This window comes from Vaginella massiliensis, assembly GCF_900089075.1.
Classification (GTDB): Bacteria; Bacteroidota; Bacteroidia; order Flavobacteriales; family Weeksellaceae; genus Weeksella; species Weeksella massiliensis_A.
In genome coordinates this window covers 1,144,477-1,160,916 of the sequence record NZ_LT593746.1, presented here as the reverse complement: position 1 = coordinate 1,160,916, position 16,440 = coordinate 1,144,477, and the positions used below count along the sequence as shown (strand labels likewise).

14 protein-coding genes are annotated in these 16,440 nt (G+C 38.1%); 5 read left to right on the top strand and 9 right to left on the bottom strand.

The features are described 5' to 3' along the window. Nucleotides 1-2: 2 nt before the first annotated feature. The 9 genes from BN8061_RS06780 to BN8061_RS06735 all read right to left on the bottom strand — a co-directional run bounded on the left by BN8061_RS06780 (nt 3) and on the right by BN8061_RS06735 (nt 11,713). Complete coding sequence (locus tag BN8061_RS06780) at nt 3-797, bottom strand: hypothetical protein (RefSeq protein ID WP_068597628.1); 795 nt, start codon at nt 795-797, stop codon at nt 3-5. Next, on the bottom strand, nt 794-1,843 hold the full coding sequence (locus BN8061_RS06775; protein ID WP_068597626.1) for an acyltransferase family protein: 1,050 nt from the start codon (nt 1,841-1,843) through the stop codon (nt 794-796). Before BN8061_RS06775 ends, BN8061_RS06780 begins: the two co-directional genes overlap by 4 nt. A 498-nt stretch (nt 1,844-2,341) precedes the next feature. Continuing rightward, nucleotides 2,342-3,220 (bottom strand): type IX secretion system ring subunit PorN/GldN, encoded by an 879-nt coding sequence (gene porN, locus BN8061_RS06765; protein WP_235802696.1) that lies wholly within the window; start codon nt 3,218-3,220, stop codon nt 2,342-2,344. Between the two features lie 40 nt (nt 3,221-3,260). Beyond that, nucleotides 3,261-4,817 (bottom strand): type IX secretion system motor protein PorM/GldM, encoded by a 1,557-nt coding sequence (porM, locus tag BN8061_RS06760; protein ID WP_068597621.1) that lies wholly within the window; start codon nt 4,815-4,817, stop codon nt 3,261-3,263. A 49-nt stretch (nt 4,818-4,866) separates the two neighbouring features. Beyond that, a complete protein-coding gene (gene porL / locus BN8061_RS06755) occupies nt 4,867-5,544 on the bottom strand; it encodes a type IX secretion system motor protein PorL/GldL (protein WP_068597619.1) in 678 nt (225 codons plus the stop codon). 45 nt (nt 5,545-5,589) lie between these two features. Continuing rightward, nucleotides 5,590-7,050, bottom strand: coding sequence for a T9SS ring complex lipoprotein PorK/GldK (porK, locus tag BN8061_RS06750; protein ID WP_068597616.1), 1,461 nt, complete (start codon nt 7,048-7,050; stop codon nt 5,590-5,592). 110 nt (nt 7,051-7,160) lie between these two features. Further along, entirely contained in the window at nt 7,161-8,294 is a 1,134-nt protein-coding gene (locus BN8061_RS06745) for an arginase family protein (RefSeq protein WP_068597615.1), read from the bottom strand. Further along, on the bottom strand, nt 8,294-10,816 hold the full coding sequence (topA, locus tag BN8061_RS06740; RefSeq protein ID WP_068597613.1) for a type I DNA topoisomerase: 2,523 nt from the start codon (nt 10,814-10,816) through the stop codon (nt 8,294-8,296). Before topA ends, BN8061_RS06745 begins: the two co-directional genes overlap by 1 nt. 90 nt (nt 10,817-10,906) lie before the next feature. Further along, nucleotides 10,907-11,713 (bottom strand): YciC family protein, encoded by an 807-nt coding sequence (locus BN8061_RS06735; protein ID WP_068597610.1) that lies wholly within the window; start codon nt 11,711-11,713, stop codon nt 10,907-10,909. Between the two features lie 120 nt (nt 11,714-11,833). On the opposite strand from BN8061_RS06735, the gene miaB reads away from it, so the two are divergent. The 5 genes from miaB (at nt 11,834) to secG (ending at nt 16,405) form a co-directional block, all read left to right on the top strand. Beyond that, a complete protein-coding gene (gene miaB, locus BN8061_RS06730) occupies nt 11,834-13,279 on the top strand; it encodes a tRNA (N6-isopentenyl adenosine(37)-C2)-methylthiotransferase MiaB (protein ID WP_068597608.1) in 1,446 nt (481 codons plus the stop codon). A 61-nt stretch (nt 13,280-13,340) separates the two neighbouring features. Beyond that, nucleotides 13,341-14,603 carry a sigma-54 interaction domain-containing protein gene (locus BN8061_RS06725; RefSeq protein ID WP_068597606.1) on the top strand — a complete coding sequence of 421 codons (1,263 nt, stop codon included), beginning with the start codon at nt 13,341-13,343 and terminating at the stop codon, nt 14,601-14,603. Continuing rightward, nucleotides 14,603-15,115: an LPS assembly lipoprotein LptE gene (gene lptE / locus BN8061_RS06720; RefSeq protein WP_068597604.1), complete on the top strand. Its 513-nt coding sequence runs from the start codon at nt 14,603-14,605 to the stop codon at nt 15,113-15,115. Before BN8061_RS06725 ends, lptE begins: the two co-directional genes overlap by 1 nt. A 2-nt stretch (nt 15,116-15,117) precedes the next feature. After that, the gene (locus BN8061_RS06715) at nt 15,118-16,080 is read left to right on the top strand and encodes a hypothetical protein (RefSeq protein ID WP_068597602.1); all 963 of its coding nucleotides are present in this window, start codon (nt 15,118-15,120) and stop codon (nt 16,078-16,080) included. A gap of 1 nt (nt 16,081) precedes the next feature. After that, nucleotides 16,082-16,405: a preprotein translocase subunit SecG gene (gene secG / locus BN8061_RS06710; protein WP_068597600.1), complete on the top strand. Its 324-nt coding sequence runs from the start codon at nt 16,082-16,084 to the stop codon at nt 16,403-16,405. Nucleotides 16,406-16,440: the final 35 nt, after the last annotated feature.

Here is a 16,440-nt window from a genome sequence, read left to right as displayed (position 1 = left end):
ATTTACTTTTTAAGCATTTCTAATTCTTTTTGTAGTAATTCTATCTTTTCATTTTGCTGAATCAAATGAAGTGTTAACTCTTCAATTTTTTCTAAGAGTTTAGCATTCAACTCGCCCTGTTCTATACCTCCATCGGCAACAACATCTTTAGCTGAAGGAATGTTAGGTAAATGTTTATTTGCATTTATAAAACTTTTAACCTCATTTAATGGCATTAGATTATAATCGTCATTAAAAACGTGATCTGCCCACTGATTAGCAGAAGCTACTTCAACTTTTAAGCGTTCTGTTTTTATTCCATCTTTAACAAAAAGGCGATACCCTGAAAGATCATATTTTTCTGTCCCCATGGTAATTTTACCTGTGTTATAAACATTTAAAATATTGAAGTTATTATCAGCACTGAATGAATATGTTTGTACGTTTGTTGCATTATATAATGAACTTGAAGAAGGTTGGCCACTGAAATTGAAAATCATGTTTTTGCCACTCATCATTTTCCAAACAGCATCTCCAGGCATGGCCTTATCAGATCCCTCCCATTGTTTTCCTGCTAAGAAAAATTGTAAAGCTCCTACTGAGTTAGCTATATTCATAGTTACCATTTCGTTGTTACTTTTACCTAATTGCAAAGTAGCCGTGAACCAGGTATTGTTCAATGGGCGATTTCCAATGTTGATTTGCCCCGCATGATTAATAGTAGAATTATAATTAGTAGAACTACTAGTTGTTGAAAAATATTGAGCATTAAGATTTAATGCTAAAAAAATAAAAAAAGAGAAGTAAAGGTTTTTCATATTGATTTGATTTTTAACTTAAGAAATGGTTTTTCAAAATATTTATAAGAAATTGCAGACACTACAATTGTTAGAATAAAGACTAGAGAATAGAAAAGGATAATAAATAAGTTCGAATTTAAATGAGTGAATTTTAAAAATACAAACCCTAAAACTTGGAATACGATCGCATGGTACATATATAATCCATAGGATATTTTGCCAAGATGTTTTAATAAAGAATTATTTAAAAATTTATATGGCTGTAATGATAAAATATAGATAGAACTTGAAAAAATTACTGTACATATTAAATGATAGAATAAAGTGTCTAAGCTTTTTACAAAAAAATCCGTCGTTAATAAAGTTATAAAAAGAATTAAAATAATAGCTTTTAGATAATTATTTATTTTGAAACGAGAGAATAATGAAATATAAGAAAAAACACCTCCGGCAGAAAAATAATAAAATAACATGCTATATTTTCGAAATAATTCTAATACTGGAATATGATAAATTATAAAATAAATAATGGTAAATAAAATCAAGAATTTTAAAATATTGTTTTTATTGATCAATAAGAATATAGGCGCAACAAATAAGTAAAATTGTTCTTCAATAGCTATAGACCATAAAATTTCTAAAATTCCACCAGGTTTGAATGTCGCTAAAATATTTGCGAATAAAGTAATTCCAAGAAACAAGCCTTTTAATAAATTATAATCACTATCATTTGAGTATCCGAATAATTGAATAATAAAATTGTAGTAAACAAATCCAAAAAATAGGATTAAATAGTATAAAGGAAATATTCTTAAAATTCGATTTCTATAGAATTGTTTTAAATTTATAGTATTCGTTTTTGTTTTTTCTTGAATAAGATTTCTGATAATTAAAAATCCACTTAGAGCAAAAAATACATATACGGCTTCTGTACCCTTAAAGAATATAGACAATCCATCATAATATGGGAAACCTCTACTTTTACAAAATTCAGCCATATGAAATAATATAACCAAAGAAGCAAGAAAGAATCTTAATTGAGTTAGGTTAGGTAGTTGGTTCATAACGTATTAGGCAAATGTAAAAAAAAGTTAAAATAAACCAAAATAAAATCTAATATTTATAATAACGGTGGTATAATGAGATTTTAAAAGTGGTCGAATTCGACCACTTTTTTCTTTTATTTGTATTCTCAAAAACTTGTATCAGCAAACAAAATTTAATAAATTCACCATCAATAAGTTTAATGTAACAGAACATGAAAATTGGATATGCCGACTGATTGACAGATGCAACTTCAACGTATAGGTGTATTGTTTTTATTCCATCTTTCACAAAAAGGCGATAACCAGAAAGATAATACTTATCGGTTCCCATAGTGATCTTACCCGTACTATAAACACTCATGGTTTTAGAGTCATATAGTCCAGCAAAAACATATCGCTGAACACCCGATTGATTAGGTACCATATTGATTTCAATTATTCTCCCTTACCTAATAAAAAAATCGTGAACGCTAACCGTTCACGATTTTTTTTATAGATGAATACTTTATTATTTCATTAATAATGCCACATATCGGCTTCTGATTGTAGAATACTCTCTCTGATTCGATCATTTTCTTCTAGCTGACCTTTGGCATCTTTTGGTATATAATCTTCGATCGGACGGTTACCATATGCAGTTTGTGCCTTGTAGATTACCGAAGAGAATCGTCTAGCATTCAACATATCGTCGTACGAGATACTCGACGATGAATTATTTGGATTGAAGACTTTGTAATTTGCCAATACGTCTCGGGCACCTGGGTACCAAATCCAAAACAAATCCACATATTCCCCATCGTTGAACTCCGTTCCCAAAGTTTGTGCATCTGGTCCCATAATCGAAAGTCCTAGTAAGCGATAACGCATCTCACCAATACGTTTGTCTACGTACCACATCCCTTTTACCTTCAACATTTTGATATCTTGCGTATCTATATTGAAACGGAAAATAGCGCCCTCGTCGGGTGTTTCGCCAGCTTCTATCATATCATAATAGAACTGTTGCGTGTCTACTTTCTCGGCACGAGCCATGATTTGTTCATAAGTCATTTTTTCTTTGAAGAACTCGTCATCGTAGACTTCTGTAATTTTACCAGAGCGTATTCCTTCTACCAAAGCATCGTACAAGGATGCCGACTCTTGAACCAATCCATCGGTTTGACGATAGTAGGGCTGATTCAATCTTTCGTTTAGATCAATCACTTCCCATACGACTTTAGACCAGATCACATCTTTATCTTCGGTATAACCATATTCTAATGGTTTCTCTGCTGTGCTGATCGTATCACCTGCTACATCAACCTTAAATTGATTTGCTCTTTGTTGTCTTAATTCTTCTGGACTCTTGGCATTCAACACGCTTTGTGCAAATGTTGCCACAGAAAATAAGCTCATTAATCCAAACAAAAGATTTTTCATAATTCTATTCTATATTTTATCTTACTTCAATGGTCACACTCGATGCTTCTCCTGTTTGACCACCATTTGTTTTGTATTTAATATCAAATACACCTACGACATCTCCTTTCTGAGCTTTGCTCAATGCGCCCGCTGCTCCACTCATTTTGTTTCCAGAGACTCTTACGGTTGGTTGTCCTGGAACTTTTACGTTGAACGAGGTTACCTCACCCGAGATTGGGAATAAGAAGTCTGGCCAATCGATACGAACAGTTTGCGAAGCTAAGCCGTTTGCAGGGATTGCTTGTGAGGTTTGCCCTAGGATGTTACCTCGTGCTGGCGGAACAGGTTTGATGCGGAAGGTTTCTCGTACCGTAAGTGTTTTACCCGAACTTGCTTTGGCTGTTGCGGTAAACACCACTTCGTTTCCTCCTCCAGGGCGGTGAATCCATTTGTTTGCACCTGCACCCGAAGTGCTACCCGATGATCCTGATAAACTTACTGGTCCGTTTGCTCCGTTGATGGTTGCAGAAATTGGGTTGTCTACACCACGATAAACCACACGTAAGTTGTCTGCAACGATAGACCCGCCTGTTGGATCTTTCTCGATAATTTCAGCTGCTTTTACGTTTAAGGTTTGGGCTACTACTTGGTAGGTAGAAGGTACAATCTCTACAGTTTTTGGTCCTGCAGGGGTATTGTAAGTAATCTTACCAGTGAGGTTGTGAATACCTACAGACGAGGTGTTCAACTTCAGTGTAGCTTTACCATTTACGATAGGTGCAGAACCTGCCGATGTCGATACATTTCCTTGGATGCTATTGTCATAAGCACCTAAAACAACATTCAACGCTACGTCTTTACCTTGTTCTACAACGCCTGGTGATAAGAACAAGCCTTCGAAGGCATTCAGCTCGATTTTCTCTTGCAGTTTTCCTGCCAATAGATCACGCACGATATTCCCTTCTTCTGTGCGGGCATCTACTTGTAGTTTGGTTAAATTGGTAAGACCTGCAACCATTGGTTGTTCATAGAATTTCTCGGTCAACCAATTTTTCTTATTACGAGAGGCTTCGGTATTGAATATTGAATTGACACGATTTTTTGAAGTACCATCTACTCCAACGAATCCTAGAAGGAAATTTCTATATTCATTGATTTTCTCTACCAATTCTTGTCCTTTTTCGTTTCCTTTATCACCTTTACCTCCTTTGAATAATAATCTTACCAAAGGCTCGGTGTCTTGTAAAGCATTGTAGTCGGTTTCTTCTGCTCCAGAAACATAGTCGGTACCCATCAATTCTCTTTTCAAACCATCGATATAGGTAACAAACTCGTTGGTTTTGGTTTGAATGTTTTTCGCTTTATCATTGATTTCAGCGTAAGACGGATCTTCGGCAACTTTCTTTTCTATTTGTTGATAGAATGTGCCATTATTTTCTGAGGTCAATTTTGCTGATTCCTCTAATGTTATATTGATACTCTCAAAAGATCTCAATACCTCACGATCCACGTTCAATGCCATCATTGCAATGAACACTAGATACATCAGGTTGATCATCTTCTGACGACCAGTTAGTCTTCTTCCTGCCATTTTTATTGATTAGTAGAATTAATACTTTTTATCACTTAGTGTTTGGTATTTATTGGTTTGGTAAACGCATTGCATTCAGCATTCCACCATACACTTTATTCAACGCGTTGATGTTAGCAGAAAGCTCTTGCATTTCTTTCAAGAATTGTTCCGAGCTACCTGATGATTTTTGCATCTCTTCGATGAATTGGCGATTAATATCTACTTGTTTTTTACTGTTTTCAATTTGTTGTTCATAAATTGCATTCAACGCACTGATGTTTGCAGACGCTTTTGCAATTTCTGTGCTGTATTGTTGTGTAGAAGCGACTGCTGTTGTGGTGGTATTGAGTTCGTTTACGGCTAATCCAAACTTGTCTAGCGAGTTGCGTAGACGTTCGAATACTTCTTTGTCTAATTTAGCATCGGCTAAAACTTTGTCTAATTCGGCTGTTAAATTATTACCTGCTGCAGCTACTGTAGCGGTTTTGCGTTGTACCACTTCACCAGATAGCAATTCTGGATATACGATCTCCCACTCGTATTCACCTTTTGGCTTGTCAAAAAATGCAGAGTACATGAAGACAAAAGCCTCTGCTACAAGACCTACGGTTAAAATTAAGTTTGCACTAATCCCAAGCGGATTGGTGTGCGTAATTTTACATAGTGCCCCAATGATTACTATTGCGGCGAAAAAGTTATATAGAAAATTGGTTAGTTTTTCTTGTTTTGACGCTTGTACTGCCATAATTGTTTAGTGTATTAATTGTTTAATTTTTTAGACCTAAGTTCGTTATTTTCGTTTTTTGAAATTAATTTTTGCTCCTTCTGGGAATGGTTGAATTGTTCTGAATCCGATATAAGAACGAGCTGAATCTTTATGTTCCCAATCACGAGACGAAACCATCAGTAAGTATCCGATATCTTTCCAAGAACCTCCGCGTACTGCGATTCTATCATCTCCATTACGTCCGATACTCGGGTTTAATGTAGAGGACATCTGATAGAATGCACGATTGTATGGTGACAAAGTCCATTCTGCTACGTTACCTGCCATATCGTACAATCCGTAACCGTTGGGTTTGAAGGTTTTGATCGGTGCCGTGTACATATAACCTGTTTTGTTACCTTCTAGAATTTCCATATAATCACCACGCTTAGGTTTAAAGTTTGCTAAATAGCATCCTCTATCATCGGTAAGATAAGGTCCTCCCCATGGGTAAGGTGCATCTTGCAAACCACCTCTTGCCGCATATTCCCATTCGATCTCTGTTGGTAAACGATAATCGATTACTTTTTTCGATTTTCCTCTACGCGATTTTCTACTCAAGAAATCATTATGTCGTTTCGTACGATAGGCACAAAACGCCATGGCCTGATTCCAATTTACACCTACTACCGGATAGGCTGCATAAGCCTCGTGCCAAAAATAGTTTTGATGCATTGGATCGTTGTAAGAATAGTTGAAGTCACGCACCCAAACAGTGGTATCTGGGTAAACATTTACCACCTCTTCTCTACGGAAGTCTATACGATAAGCACCTTGTTTCTTAGCTGCTGCTTCTTGATCTACCCAAACATAACTAAAGTTAAGTTTACGCGTATCGATAAGGCGTTCTCCATTGAATCGTTCTTCTGGCGGATAATACAATCCTTCCATCACCTCAGCATAATCAACATCTGGATACTGATATTTTTCCCATATCAACGGAACATCATAGTTCAATCGTCTAGCATCTGCGTTCGAAGTTGCGCTTCCTGAACGACCAGTAGAGTTCATTTGTAAAAATTCATCATACGGTGTTCCTTGCCCATCACGAGACCCCGATACAAAACTATAGGCTGCAATTCCCGAATTTCCTGCACCTGGATTTGCTGAATTGTACCCTAGTTGTTCTGCTCTTTCTGCCAAACGAGTACGCGCAATGGAATCTTTTACGTAATTGACAAATATTTGGTATTCTGAATTGGTAATTTCGGTATCATCCATAAAGAAACCGGTTACAGAAACTGTTCGCACTGGAGCATCATTTTCAAATGTAAAATCATAATCAGTTTGTCCTAAAACAAATGATCCTCCCGGAATCGGAACCATACCTTTTGGACGTTCAGGATTCCAAGCTGAAGATGGTTTCGAAACGATTTGACCATCATTATTACCGCTTCTTCCTCCTTTGTTTTTCAACCATCCACACGAAGTGAAAGTCGTTGCTGTAAGCGATAACAATATGGTTGTAACCAAAAATATTCTCATTATACTTCTGTTTTTTTTAACAAGTGTAAAACTATTTAATTATTTAATATTTACAAAAAAAAATATTTATTGCAATAGTACTAACGAATAGATTATGCTATTATTATATTTTAATAAAATTTTTTAAAAGATTTCCAAAATCTATTCGGAACCTCGCCACGAATGGCTTGTGAATAATCTTTTTTGTGACAAGGTACGATGTGCACGCCTTCTGGCGAATGATCGTTCAAGTTTTTAATTTCGATCCACCATTGGTCAGAATACAGGTTATGATAAAAAACCAAATCTTGCTCTACGGTTGGCACGTGAATTTTCTCGAAATGCAATTCATCTTCAAAATCGACCAAGAGCGGTTTGTGGTTTTGCCCGTCGATGAAATACCAGATCATTTGGGTTAGCAAAAGATGATCTGCCATTTTGTAACGTTCGATATAATGGTATAAATAGATGGATTGCACGGTATGACTTGTTCCGATATAACGGGTAATGGCGCAAATTTCTCGAGCATTGAATCCGTTTGGTAACGGAGTTGGCGTAGAAGAAAAATCGCTTGCTTGGATACAAGCCAAGTCGAGGGCGACCAAATCGGTTTCTCGTGTAAACGGTTCTACTTTTTTTATCGATTTCATCAATTCGCCCAACCGAATCACATCGAAATTCAGATGTTCGATCAAATCCAATTCTGCTTGCGCAACATAATACGCCTGATGCCCAAAATGCGTATATTCGAATAGGTTATGCGGTGGTTGACTGATGATTTTACTCAAAAAATTGTTGGCATTCAACAATTCACTTTCATCACCAAATCTGAATTTGAAATCGAAACAACTCAAATTCACATTCGTTTTCACCGAATCGAATGAGCGATACTGAAAATAAGTAAATTCTGGTAAATGCCCCAAAACAATCACTTTGAACCCTCTCTTGAGCAGGGCTTGATGAACCTTTTGAAATGCAAAACAACTGTCTTCGAATGTTGCTCCAGCTTCGATATCGCCAAAATCGATAATTTTTGAAGTCCAATCGCCTACCTTGAGTTGGTACAATTCTTTACGAATCAGATTGAAATCGACATCGTAATCTTCCGATTTTTCTTTCAGTCCGAGAATGGCAATTTTCAGGGGTGACGTTTGGTTTTCTTCGTCAAAATAAAACGAGACATGATGCCCAACACTGAATTGATCTTGTGAAAAGGCAAAACTTTGCAACTCCTCACTCACCGGATTCAAAAACTCTTCGAACATTATTTATTATTCGTTTTTTTGGTTGTCGTTGTCTTTGTTGTAGCCTTTTTTGTAGCTGTTTTTTTCGTTGTTTTCTTGGTGTTTTCTTCAATCAATTTCTGAACTTCTTCCAGCTTCAAATCGGCTACGGGTGTCTCTTTAGACAATTCTATTTTGGTTTTACCTTTTATCAGATTAAACCTTCCCCAACGGGCTTTTTCTATGCGTATTCCTTCTTCTGCCCATTCGCGCACTACCCTTTCGCTTTCTTTTTGCTTTTTCGCCTCTATCAACTCAGCAATATCGGCTGCCGAAAGATGATCGAAATCGTATTTCTTAGGCACGTTGATGAACCATTCTTGCCATTTGATAAAAGGTCCAAAACGCCCACTTCCTTTGGTCACATCGTGTCCTTCGTATTGTGCAATTGGTGCGTCGGCCTTCAGTTTTTCTTCTACCAATTCTACAGCGCGAGCGAAGGTTATACCCATCGGATCCTCTTCTTTCGGAATGGATACGAATTTGTCATCAAATTTTACATAAGGTCCAAAACGTCCAATATTCACTTCGATTTCATAGCCTTTGTATTCGCCCAAATGTCGAGGCAATTCGAACAGCTTCAAGGCCTCTTCCAAGGTAACTTGATGGATGGATTGATGTTTTTGTAAACTGGCAAAACGAGGTTTTTCTTCGTCTTCTGCATCACCAATCTGAATCATCGGACCGAATCTTCCTATACGTGCATAGACTTTTTTGCCACTAGCCGGATCGATCCCTAATTCTCTTTCGCCTGTGGCGCGCTCGGCATTTTCTTGCACATCTTCTACTGTCGAATGAAATTGTTTATAGAAACGATCGATCATTTTGGTCCAATCTTCTTTGCCTTCGGCAATTTTATCGAAGCTTTCTTCTACATGCGCTGTAAAATCATAATCCAATACATTTTCGAAATAATCGACCAAAAAGTCATTCACCACAATCCCGATATCGGTTGGCATCAATTTTCGACGATCTGCTCCGTAAGTTTCTGATTTTGTTTCGATGTTCACGCGATCGTTTTGTAAGGTCAACACTTTATAATCTCGAGCTTTACCCTCCAATTCACCAACTTCAACATAACCACGATTGAGAATTGTAGAAATTGTAGGCGCATAAGTCGATGGTCGACCAATGCCCAATTCTTCTAGTTTCTTGACCAACGAGGCTTCGGTATAACGAGCAGCAGGCTTGGTAAAACGCTCTTGACCTTCGATGGTTTTCACGCCCAAATGCTCCCCTACAGTTACCGAAGGTAACAAAACCGAATCGTTGTCTGCATCATCGTCGTCGACACTTTCTTGGTAAACTTTTAGAAAACCATCAAAAACGATAACTTCTCCTTTGGCTTGGTAAAGAAAATTGTTTTTATCGGTTTCGATATCGATAATAGTGCGCTCTAGCTCGGCATTTGCCATTTGCGATGCTACAGTGCGTTTCCAAATAAGGTCGTATAACTTTTGCATCGACACGTCTCCTCCAATGGTTTGATTTTCGAAATGGGTCGGACGAATGGCTTCGTGCGCCTCTTGGGCAGCAGAATTTTTGTTGGTATATTTTCTGGTTTGAAGGTATTTTTTTCCGAATACATTTTGAATTGTCGCAGAAGCTGCAGCAATGGCATCGTCTGAAAGGTTGACGCTATCGGTTCGCATATAAGTGATATGCCCAGATTCGTACAATTGTTGAGCCACACGCATGGTGCGCGATACCGAAAACCCTAATTTTCTCGACGCTTCTTGTTGCAATGTAGAAGTTGTAAATGGCGCAGAAGGAGTGCGTTTGGCAGGTTTCTTTTGCAAATTTTTCACCTTGAAATCGGCTCCTAAACAACTTTCTAAATAACGTTGTGCTTCATCTAGATTTTCGAACTCTTTTGTAAGGTTTGCTTTTATGACTTTGCCTTCAGGCGTGATAAATTGAGCCGTAAATTTATAAGATGAAACGGCCTCGAATTGCTGAATTTCTTTTTCGCGCTCTACAATCAATCGTACCGAAACCGACTGCACTCGACCAGCAGACAAACCAGGTTTTATCTTGCGCCAAAGCACTGGTGACATCTCGAAACCGACCAATCGATCGAGCACACGCCTTGCTTGTTGTGCATCTACCAAATTTTCGTCGATTGTTCTTGGATTTTCTATGGCGTGCTGAATTGCTTTTTTGGTAATTTCGTTAAAGACAATTCGTTTCGTATCTTTCTCTTTGAGATCCAACACATTATACAAATGCCACGCAATCGCCTCTCCTTCGCGATCCTCATCGGATGCCAACCAAACGGTATCTGCTTTTTTGGATAAATTTTTGAGTTTTTTTACCACCTCTTTTTTATCGGGTGTAACCTCGTAGACAGGTTGATACTTATTCTCTATTTCTATTCCCATCCCTTTTTTGGGCAAATCTACCACATGACCAAAACTGGATTCTACAATAAAATCATTTCCTAGAAATCCTTGAATCGTTTTGGCCTTTGCAGGAGACTCCACTATAACGAGATTTTTTGACATCGCTTTTAGTTAATAATTTGTGCAAAAATAAAGACAAAAAAATAAAGCAGCCAAAAACTTATTCCTGACTGCTTTATTCTTGATTGTATTTTATTGATACGGATTACGATTTATCGTCCCGATATCTACAGAATCAGGCCTGAGTTCGAAACCGATCACTTCTTTATACAACACGTAGACGATGATGTATATCAGCGGTATTGTTGCTAGCAAACCCACTCCACACATCAAAGCTCCTAAAAGTACCAATAAGACAAACACTAAAAAGATCAGGATAAAACCACCAAAATTTTTAAAAACAATCCTGAAGCTTGCTTTCATTGCTTCGATTGGCGATGCCTCTGCAAATAACAAAAACGGAATAGCCAAGGTAAGACCTATAGCGATGATAACACCTGGTAGAATACACAACGCCATCCCAATACTAATGATAAGCGAACTGATTAAAGCCAACATTACCGATTTGCCAAATCGTCCATCTTGGTACGCATAAAACACATCGGAAAAGGATATCGTTTGGTTATGATCTGCCTTATAGGCCAAATAGATAATGCCATACAATATTGGGCTAACCAATGCAACCACAACCATCGATAACAAAGACGAAATCATATAATTGGGCGAAGTTGCGATATTTTGAATAGCCTCCATCATTTCATCAATATCGGGATTGGATGATTGTGATAAAATGATAAGTTCTGTATCATCAACTGGGAAAAGAAAACCGACCAAGGTCTGAATCACAAATGCAAGCACCAAATAGATTAGAAGGGCAAGAATTGCGAACAAAGCCACTCTTCCGAAAATATTCCACGATTTATTGACGACGTTTTGTACGCTAAATTTCGTTGCATCTACCGTAAGTTGAGCTAATTTATTCTGAACATCTGCTTTCATTAAAAATATTTTTCTGATTCATTTCAAAACTAATAAATGTTAAGATGATCTCAAATTTTTTTTTACTGTCAATATGTCATTAAGATTTCATATTTTTGCAGCAGTTATTTTAGATAAAAAATGCATCAAGAAGACAAATATATAGACGAAGCAAGACAAGGAGAAGCCCTGATGACGTTACCGACAACGAATGCTACTAAAAAATTATTTTTAGAGAGTTACGGTTGCCAGATGAATTTCTCTGACAGCGAGATTGTAGCTTCTATCCTCAATGAAGAAGGCTACCAAACCACCACGCAAGTTGACGAAGCCGACCTCATCTTGCTCAACACCTGCTCTATTAGAGAAAAAGCAGAACAAACGGTACGAAAACGTTTGGGAACATTGAATGCCATCAAAAAACGAAACCCAAGCCTGAAAATCGGTGTTTTGGGTTGTATGGCAGAGCGACTGAAACATAAGTTTTTAGAAGAAGAACATTTGGTCGACCTTGTAGTTGGGCCCGATGCTTATCGAGATTTACCCAACTTGCTCAACGATGTAGAAGATGGTCGAGATGCCATCAACGTTCAGTTATCTAAAGAAGAAACCTATGCCGAAATTTCCCCCGTACGTTTAGGCGGAAATGGCGTAACGGCTTTTGTGACCATTACACGAGGTTGCGATAACATGTGCACCTTCTGCGTTGTCCCTTTTACCCGTGGACGTGAGCGATCTAGAGACCCACATTCTATTCTGGACGAAGTGAAAGAATTGGTAGAATCGGGGTATAAAGAAGTGACGCTTTTGGGGCAAAATGTAGACTCCTATTTATGGTATGGTGGTGGTCCGAAAAAAGATTTCAAAAATGCAACCGAAATCCAGAAAGCAACGGCTGTAGATTTTGCACAATTGTTGGACATGGTCGCTACACAATTCCCAAAATTGCGCATCCGTTTCTCGACCTCCAACCCTCAAGACATGCAAGAAAATGTATTGATGGTGATGGCAAAACATTCCAACATTTGCAAATACATCCATTTGCCAGTACAATCGGGCTCCACAAGCGTTCTCGAACGAATGAACAGACAGCACACACGAGAAGAATATTTTGATCTGATCGATAGAATACGTCGCATTGTGCCAGATTGTGCCTTGTCGCACGATATGATTGCAGGATTCTGTGGCGAGACCGAAGAAGAACATCAAGACACCCTCTCGTTGATGGAGTATGTAAAATACGATTTTGGCTATATGTTTGCCTATTCTGACAGACCTGGCACACCAGCACACAAAAAAATGCCAGACGATGTACCCACCGAAACCAAAAAACGTCGTCTACAAGAAATCATCGCTTTACAACAAAAACATTCAGAAATTCGCATGAATTCTTACGTTGGTAAAACCCACGAAGTGCTGATTGAAGGCAACAGTAAGAAAGATGAAAATTTTTGGTACGGAAGAAACACCCAAAACGCAGTCATCGTTTTTCCGAAAACAGCAGGAACCAATGTTGGTGATTTTGTCAACGTAAAAGTACACTCGTGTACCACTGCCACTTTGATCGGAGAAATGGTTGAGGCATAATAATAGTAAACAAAGTTTTTAGAAATTCTTTTTTTTTAGAAAACAATCAACAGCAAATCACATGGATTCTTTACAAACCATCAAACAACGATACGGAATTATCGGGAACAACGTAGCCCTCAATCGCTCTTTAGAAAAAGCAATACAAGTTGCCCCAACCGACATTTCGGTACTGGTCATTGGTGAAAGTGGAGTTGGTAAAGAGTTTATACCCAAAATCATCCACAATCAATCGGCTCGAAAACACAACAATTACATCGCCGTAAACTGTGGCGCCATCCCCGAAGGCACCATCGATTCGGAGTTGTTTGGGCACGAAAAAGGAGCATTTACAGGAGCAACCTCAACCCGCAAAGGCTATTTCGAAGTTGCCGATGGTGGTACGATATTTTTAGATGAAGTTGGCGAGCTACCACTCTCGACGCAGGTTCGACTATTGCGAATTTTAGAATCTGGTGAATTCATGAAAGTAGGCTCGTCTGAGGTTCAGAAAACCAATGTACGAGTCGTTGCAGCAACCAATGTGAAATTGATCGAAGCGATTGAAAAAGGAAAATTTAGAGAAGATCTATATTATCGATTAAACACCGTACAAATCGATATGCCTCCGTTGCGCGAGCGTAAAGAAGACATCGTCTTGCTCTTCAGAAAATTCGCTTCAGATTTTGCCGCAAAATACCGAATGCCTCATATCGAGCTTTCGCCCGAAGCGGCACAATACATTACCAATTATTATTGGCCGGGGAACATTCGACAATTGCGCAATTTTGCCGAGCAAGTTTCGGTGGTAGAAAAAGATCGGGTAATTTCTTTAGAAAAAGTAAAAACCTATCTCCCACAAAACACCTTGCCCGTTTTGATGAAAAAAGATGCCGAGCAAGAAACTACCGATTTCAGAGAACGAGACCTGTTGTATAAAGTTTTGTTTGATATGAAAAAAGATTTGAACGATCTTCGGGCTCTTACATTGGATCTGATCAACCAAAAAGACAACGGAAGCTTCTCGGGGAACACACAAGAATTGATACAGAAAGTTTACCAAGAAAACGCCTCAGAAGGATTTCAAAATCAATTAGGAATCTTGACCAACTCGTCGATCAACACCTCGTCTTTGGCACAACCTTATGATTTCGAAAGCGAGGATGACTTCTACGAAGTAGAACATATAGACGAAGAACCCGCAAGCCTATCGATACAAGAAAAAGAAAAAGAATTGATAAAATTGGCTTTGGAAAAATACAACGGAAGACGTAAAATGGCTGCAGACGAATTGGGCATTTCTGAACGAACATTATACCGAAAAATTAAACAATACAATTTGTAATGAAAAAGCACTTCATCTACACGATATTTACGATTTGCGTTTTGGTGCTGAATGCATGTTACACCCTCTCTGGATCGTCTATCCAACCCGATTGGAACACCTTGTACGTGCCAACTTTTCCTAACTTTGCGCCTCAGCAAAATCCGAATCTCTCACAAGATTTCACCATTGCGCTGCAAGATGTTTTTCGAAATCGTACAAAACTGAACCTCACCGATAGCGAAGATGCCGACCTGATTATCGAAGGCGAAATCACCAACTATCAAGTTGCATCTACACAAATTACAGCCAGCAACAACACAGAACAAGCTGCAAAAAGTAGGCTTACGATAGGGGTGAGCGTTCGGTACATCAACAACAAAGATGAAGAAAAAAGCTTCAACAAAACCTATTCAGACTACGAAGAATTCGACGGCAACCAAACCTTGTTGGAAGTCGAAGGAGCAATTGTGCCAGAGATTATCGACCGACTGAAATTACAAATTTTTAACGATATTGCAATGGATTGGTAATTATGGAAAATCGCATAGAATATTTGTTGCAAAACCCTTTAGAGGTGATAAGTTCTGATTTGTCGATGCTGAAAAAAGCCATCGAACAGCAACCTTATTTTTATCATTTACGTGCCCTCTATCTCTTTGGACTGAAAAACGAAAATCATCCATCTTTTGATGATGTTTTGCATTCGACTGCGGCCTACAGTTACGATCGAGAAAATCTTTACCATTATATTCACCATTCTGAAAAAGCACAAAACAAAAGCTCTAGTCAAGCCAACGAACGCATTCTGAAACCAATTATTTCAGAAAAAGCAATTGCTTCGGAGCCAATAGACCTCGTAGAAGAAGAATTCGAAAAACAAGCCTCAACCGAAAACGAAGAATTGGAAATCGCTGTGCTCGAAGAAGTTTTTGATGCAGACCTTGCAGAGCCATTCCGAACGGTAGAAAAAATTGAATCGGAAGTCGAACAGCAAAATATACTGCCGGTAAACGAGCATGTAGAAAACCCTGAAGCTTTTTTGGAAGAAACGACGACAGAACTCACTGCACAAGACACAACCGACTCAGAAACTGTACACACCACCGCATCGAACGAGGCGACCGTCAATCTTTCATTCGGTGAATGGTTGAAAAAAGGAACGAGCAATGCCTCTACTCCAAAACAAGAAAACACAAAGGTAGATCCTGCCAAATTGGACAAACAGAGAGTAATTGATACTTTTTTGGCAAATACCCCAAAAATAAGTCCGCTCACTAAAGAAACGACAGCCACTCCTTTGGCAGAAAACACACAACATCATCAGGCAGAATTTACAGAATTGATGACCGAGACTTTGGCTCAAATTTATTTGGAACAAAATAAATATGAAAAAGCTATACGAGCTTATAAGATATTAAGTTTGAAATATCCAAAAAAAAATAGTTACTTTGCAGACCGAATTTCAGAAATCGAAAAATTAATAAACAAAAAATAACATGGGAACTTTTCAATTATTCATGGTCATTATAGTTGCACTTTGTGTATTATTAACCCTTATCGTCTTATCGCAAAACCCAAAAGGAGGAGGACTTTCTTCTACCTTTGGTGGTAGTGGCGGAAGCCAAATGTTTGGAGTACAGAGAACAAACAAGTTTTTGGACAATGCGACTTGGACAGTTGCAATTCTGATTACCGTATTGGTGATTGTTGCAAATGTATTGCAAGAAAATCCAAATGCTCGTCCAAAAATCAAGCAAGCTCCCAAGACAGAAGTACCGTCCTCACAGCCCGCTCCTGCACCAGCTCCGACACAAGAATAATCATTATTCCGAAAATATATTTTTTTTCAAAGTCT

Coding starts and splice junctions, on each gene's coding strand:
- BN8061_RS06780 (WP_068597628.1), bottom strand. CDS start 797: ATGAAAAACCTTTACTTCTCTTTTTTTATTTTTTTAGCATTAAATCTT.
- BN8061_RS06775 (WP_068597626.1), bottom strand. CDS start 1,843: ATGAACCAACTACCTAACCTAACTCAATTAAGATTCTTTCTTGCTTCT.
- porN (WP_235802696.1), bottom strand. CDS start 3,220: ATGAGCTTATTTTCTGTGGCAACATTTGCACAAAGCGTGTTGAATGCC.
- porM (WP_068597621.1), bottom strand. CDS start 4,817: ATGGCAGGAAGAAGACTAACTGGTCGTCAGAAGATGATCAACCTGATG.
- porL (WP_068597619.1), bottom strand. CDS start 5,544: ATGGCAGTACAAGCGTCAAAACAAGAAAAACTAACCAATTTTCTATAT.
- porK (WP_068597616.1), bottom strand. CDS start 7,050: ATGAGAATATTTTTGGTTACAACCATATTGTTATCGCTTACAGCAACG.
- BN8061_RS06745 (WP_068597615.1), bottom strand. CDS start 8,294: ATGTTCGAAGAGTTTTTGAATCCGGTGAGTGAGGAGTTGCAAAGTTTT.
- topA (WP_068597613.1), bottom strand. CDS start 10,816: ATGTCAAAAAATCTCGTTATAGTGGAGTCTCCTGCAAAGGCCAAAACG.
- BN8061_RS06735 (WP_068597610.1), bottom strand. CDS start 11,713: ATGAAAGCAGATGTTCAGAATAAATTAGCTCAACTTACGGTAGATGCA.
- miaB (WP_068597608.1), top strand. CDS start 11,834: ATGCATCAAGAAGACAAATATATAGACGAAGCAAGACAAGGAGAAGCC.
- BN8061_RS06725 (WP_068597606.1), top strand. CDS start 13,341: ATGGATTCTTTACAAACCATCAAACAACGATACGGAATTATCGGGAAC.
- lptE (WP_068597604.1), top strand. CDS start 14,603: ATGAAAAAGCACTTCATCTACACGATATTTACGATTTGCGTTTTGGTG.
- BN8061_RS06715 (WP_068597602.1), top strand. CDS start 15,118: ATGGAAAATCGCATAGAATATTTGTTGCAAAACCCTTTAGAGGTGATA.
- secG (WP_068597600.1), top strand. CDS start 16,082: ATGGGAACTTTTCAATTATTCATGGTCATTATAGTTGCACTTTGTGTA.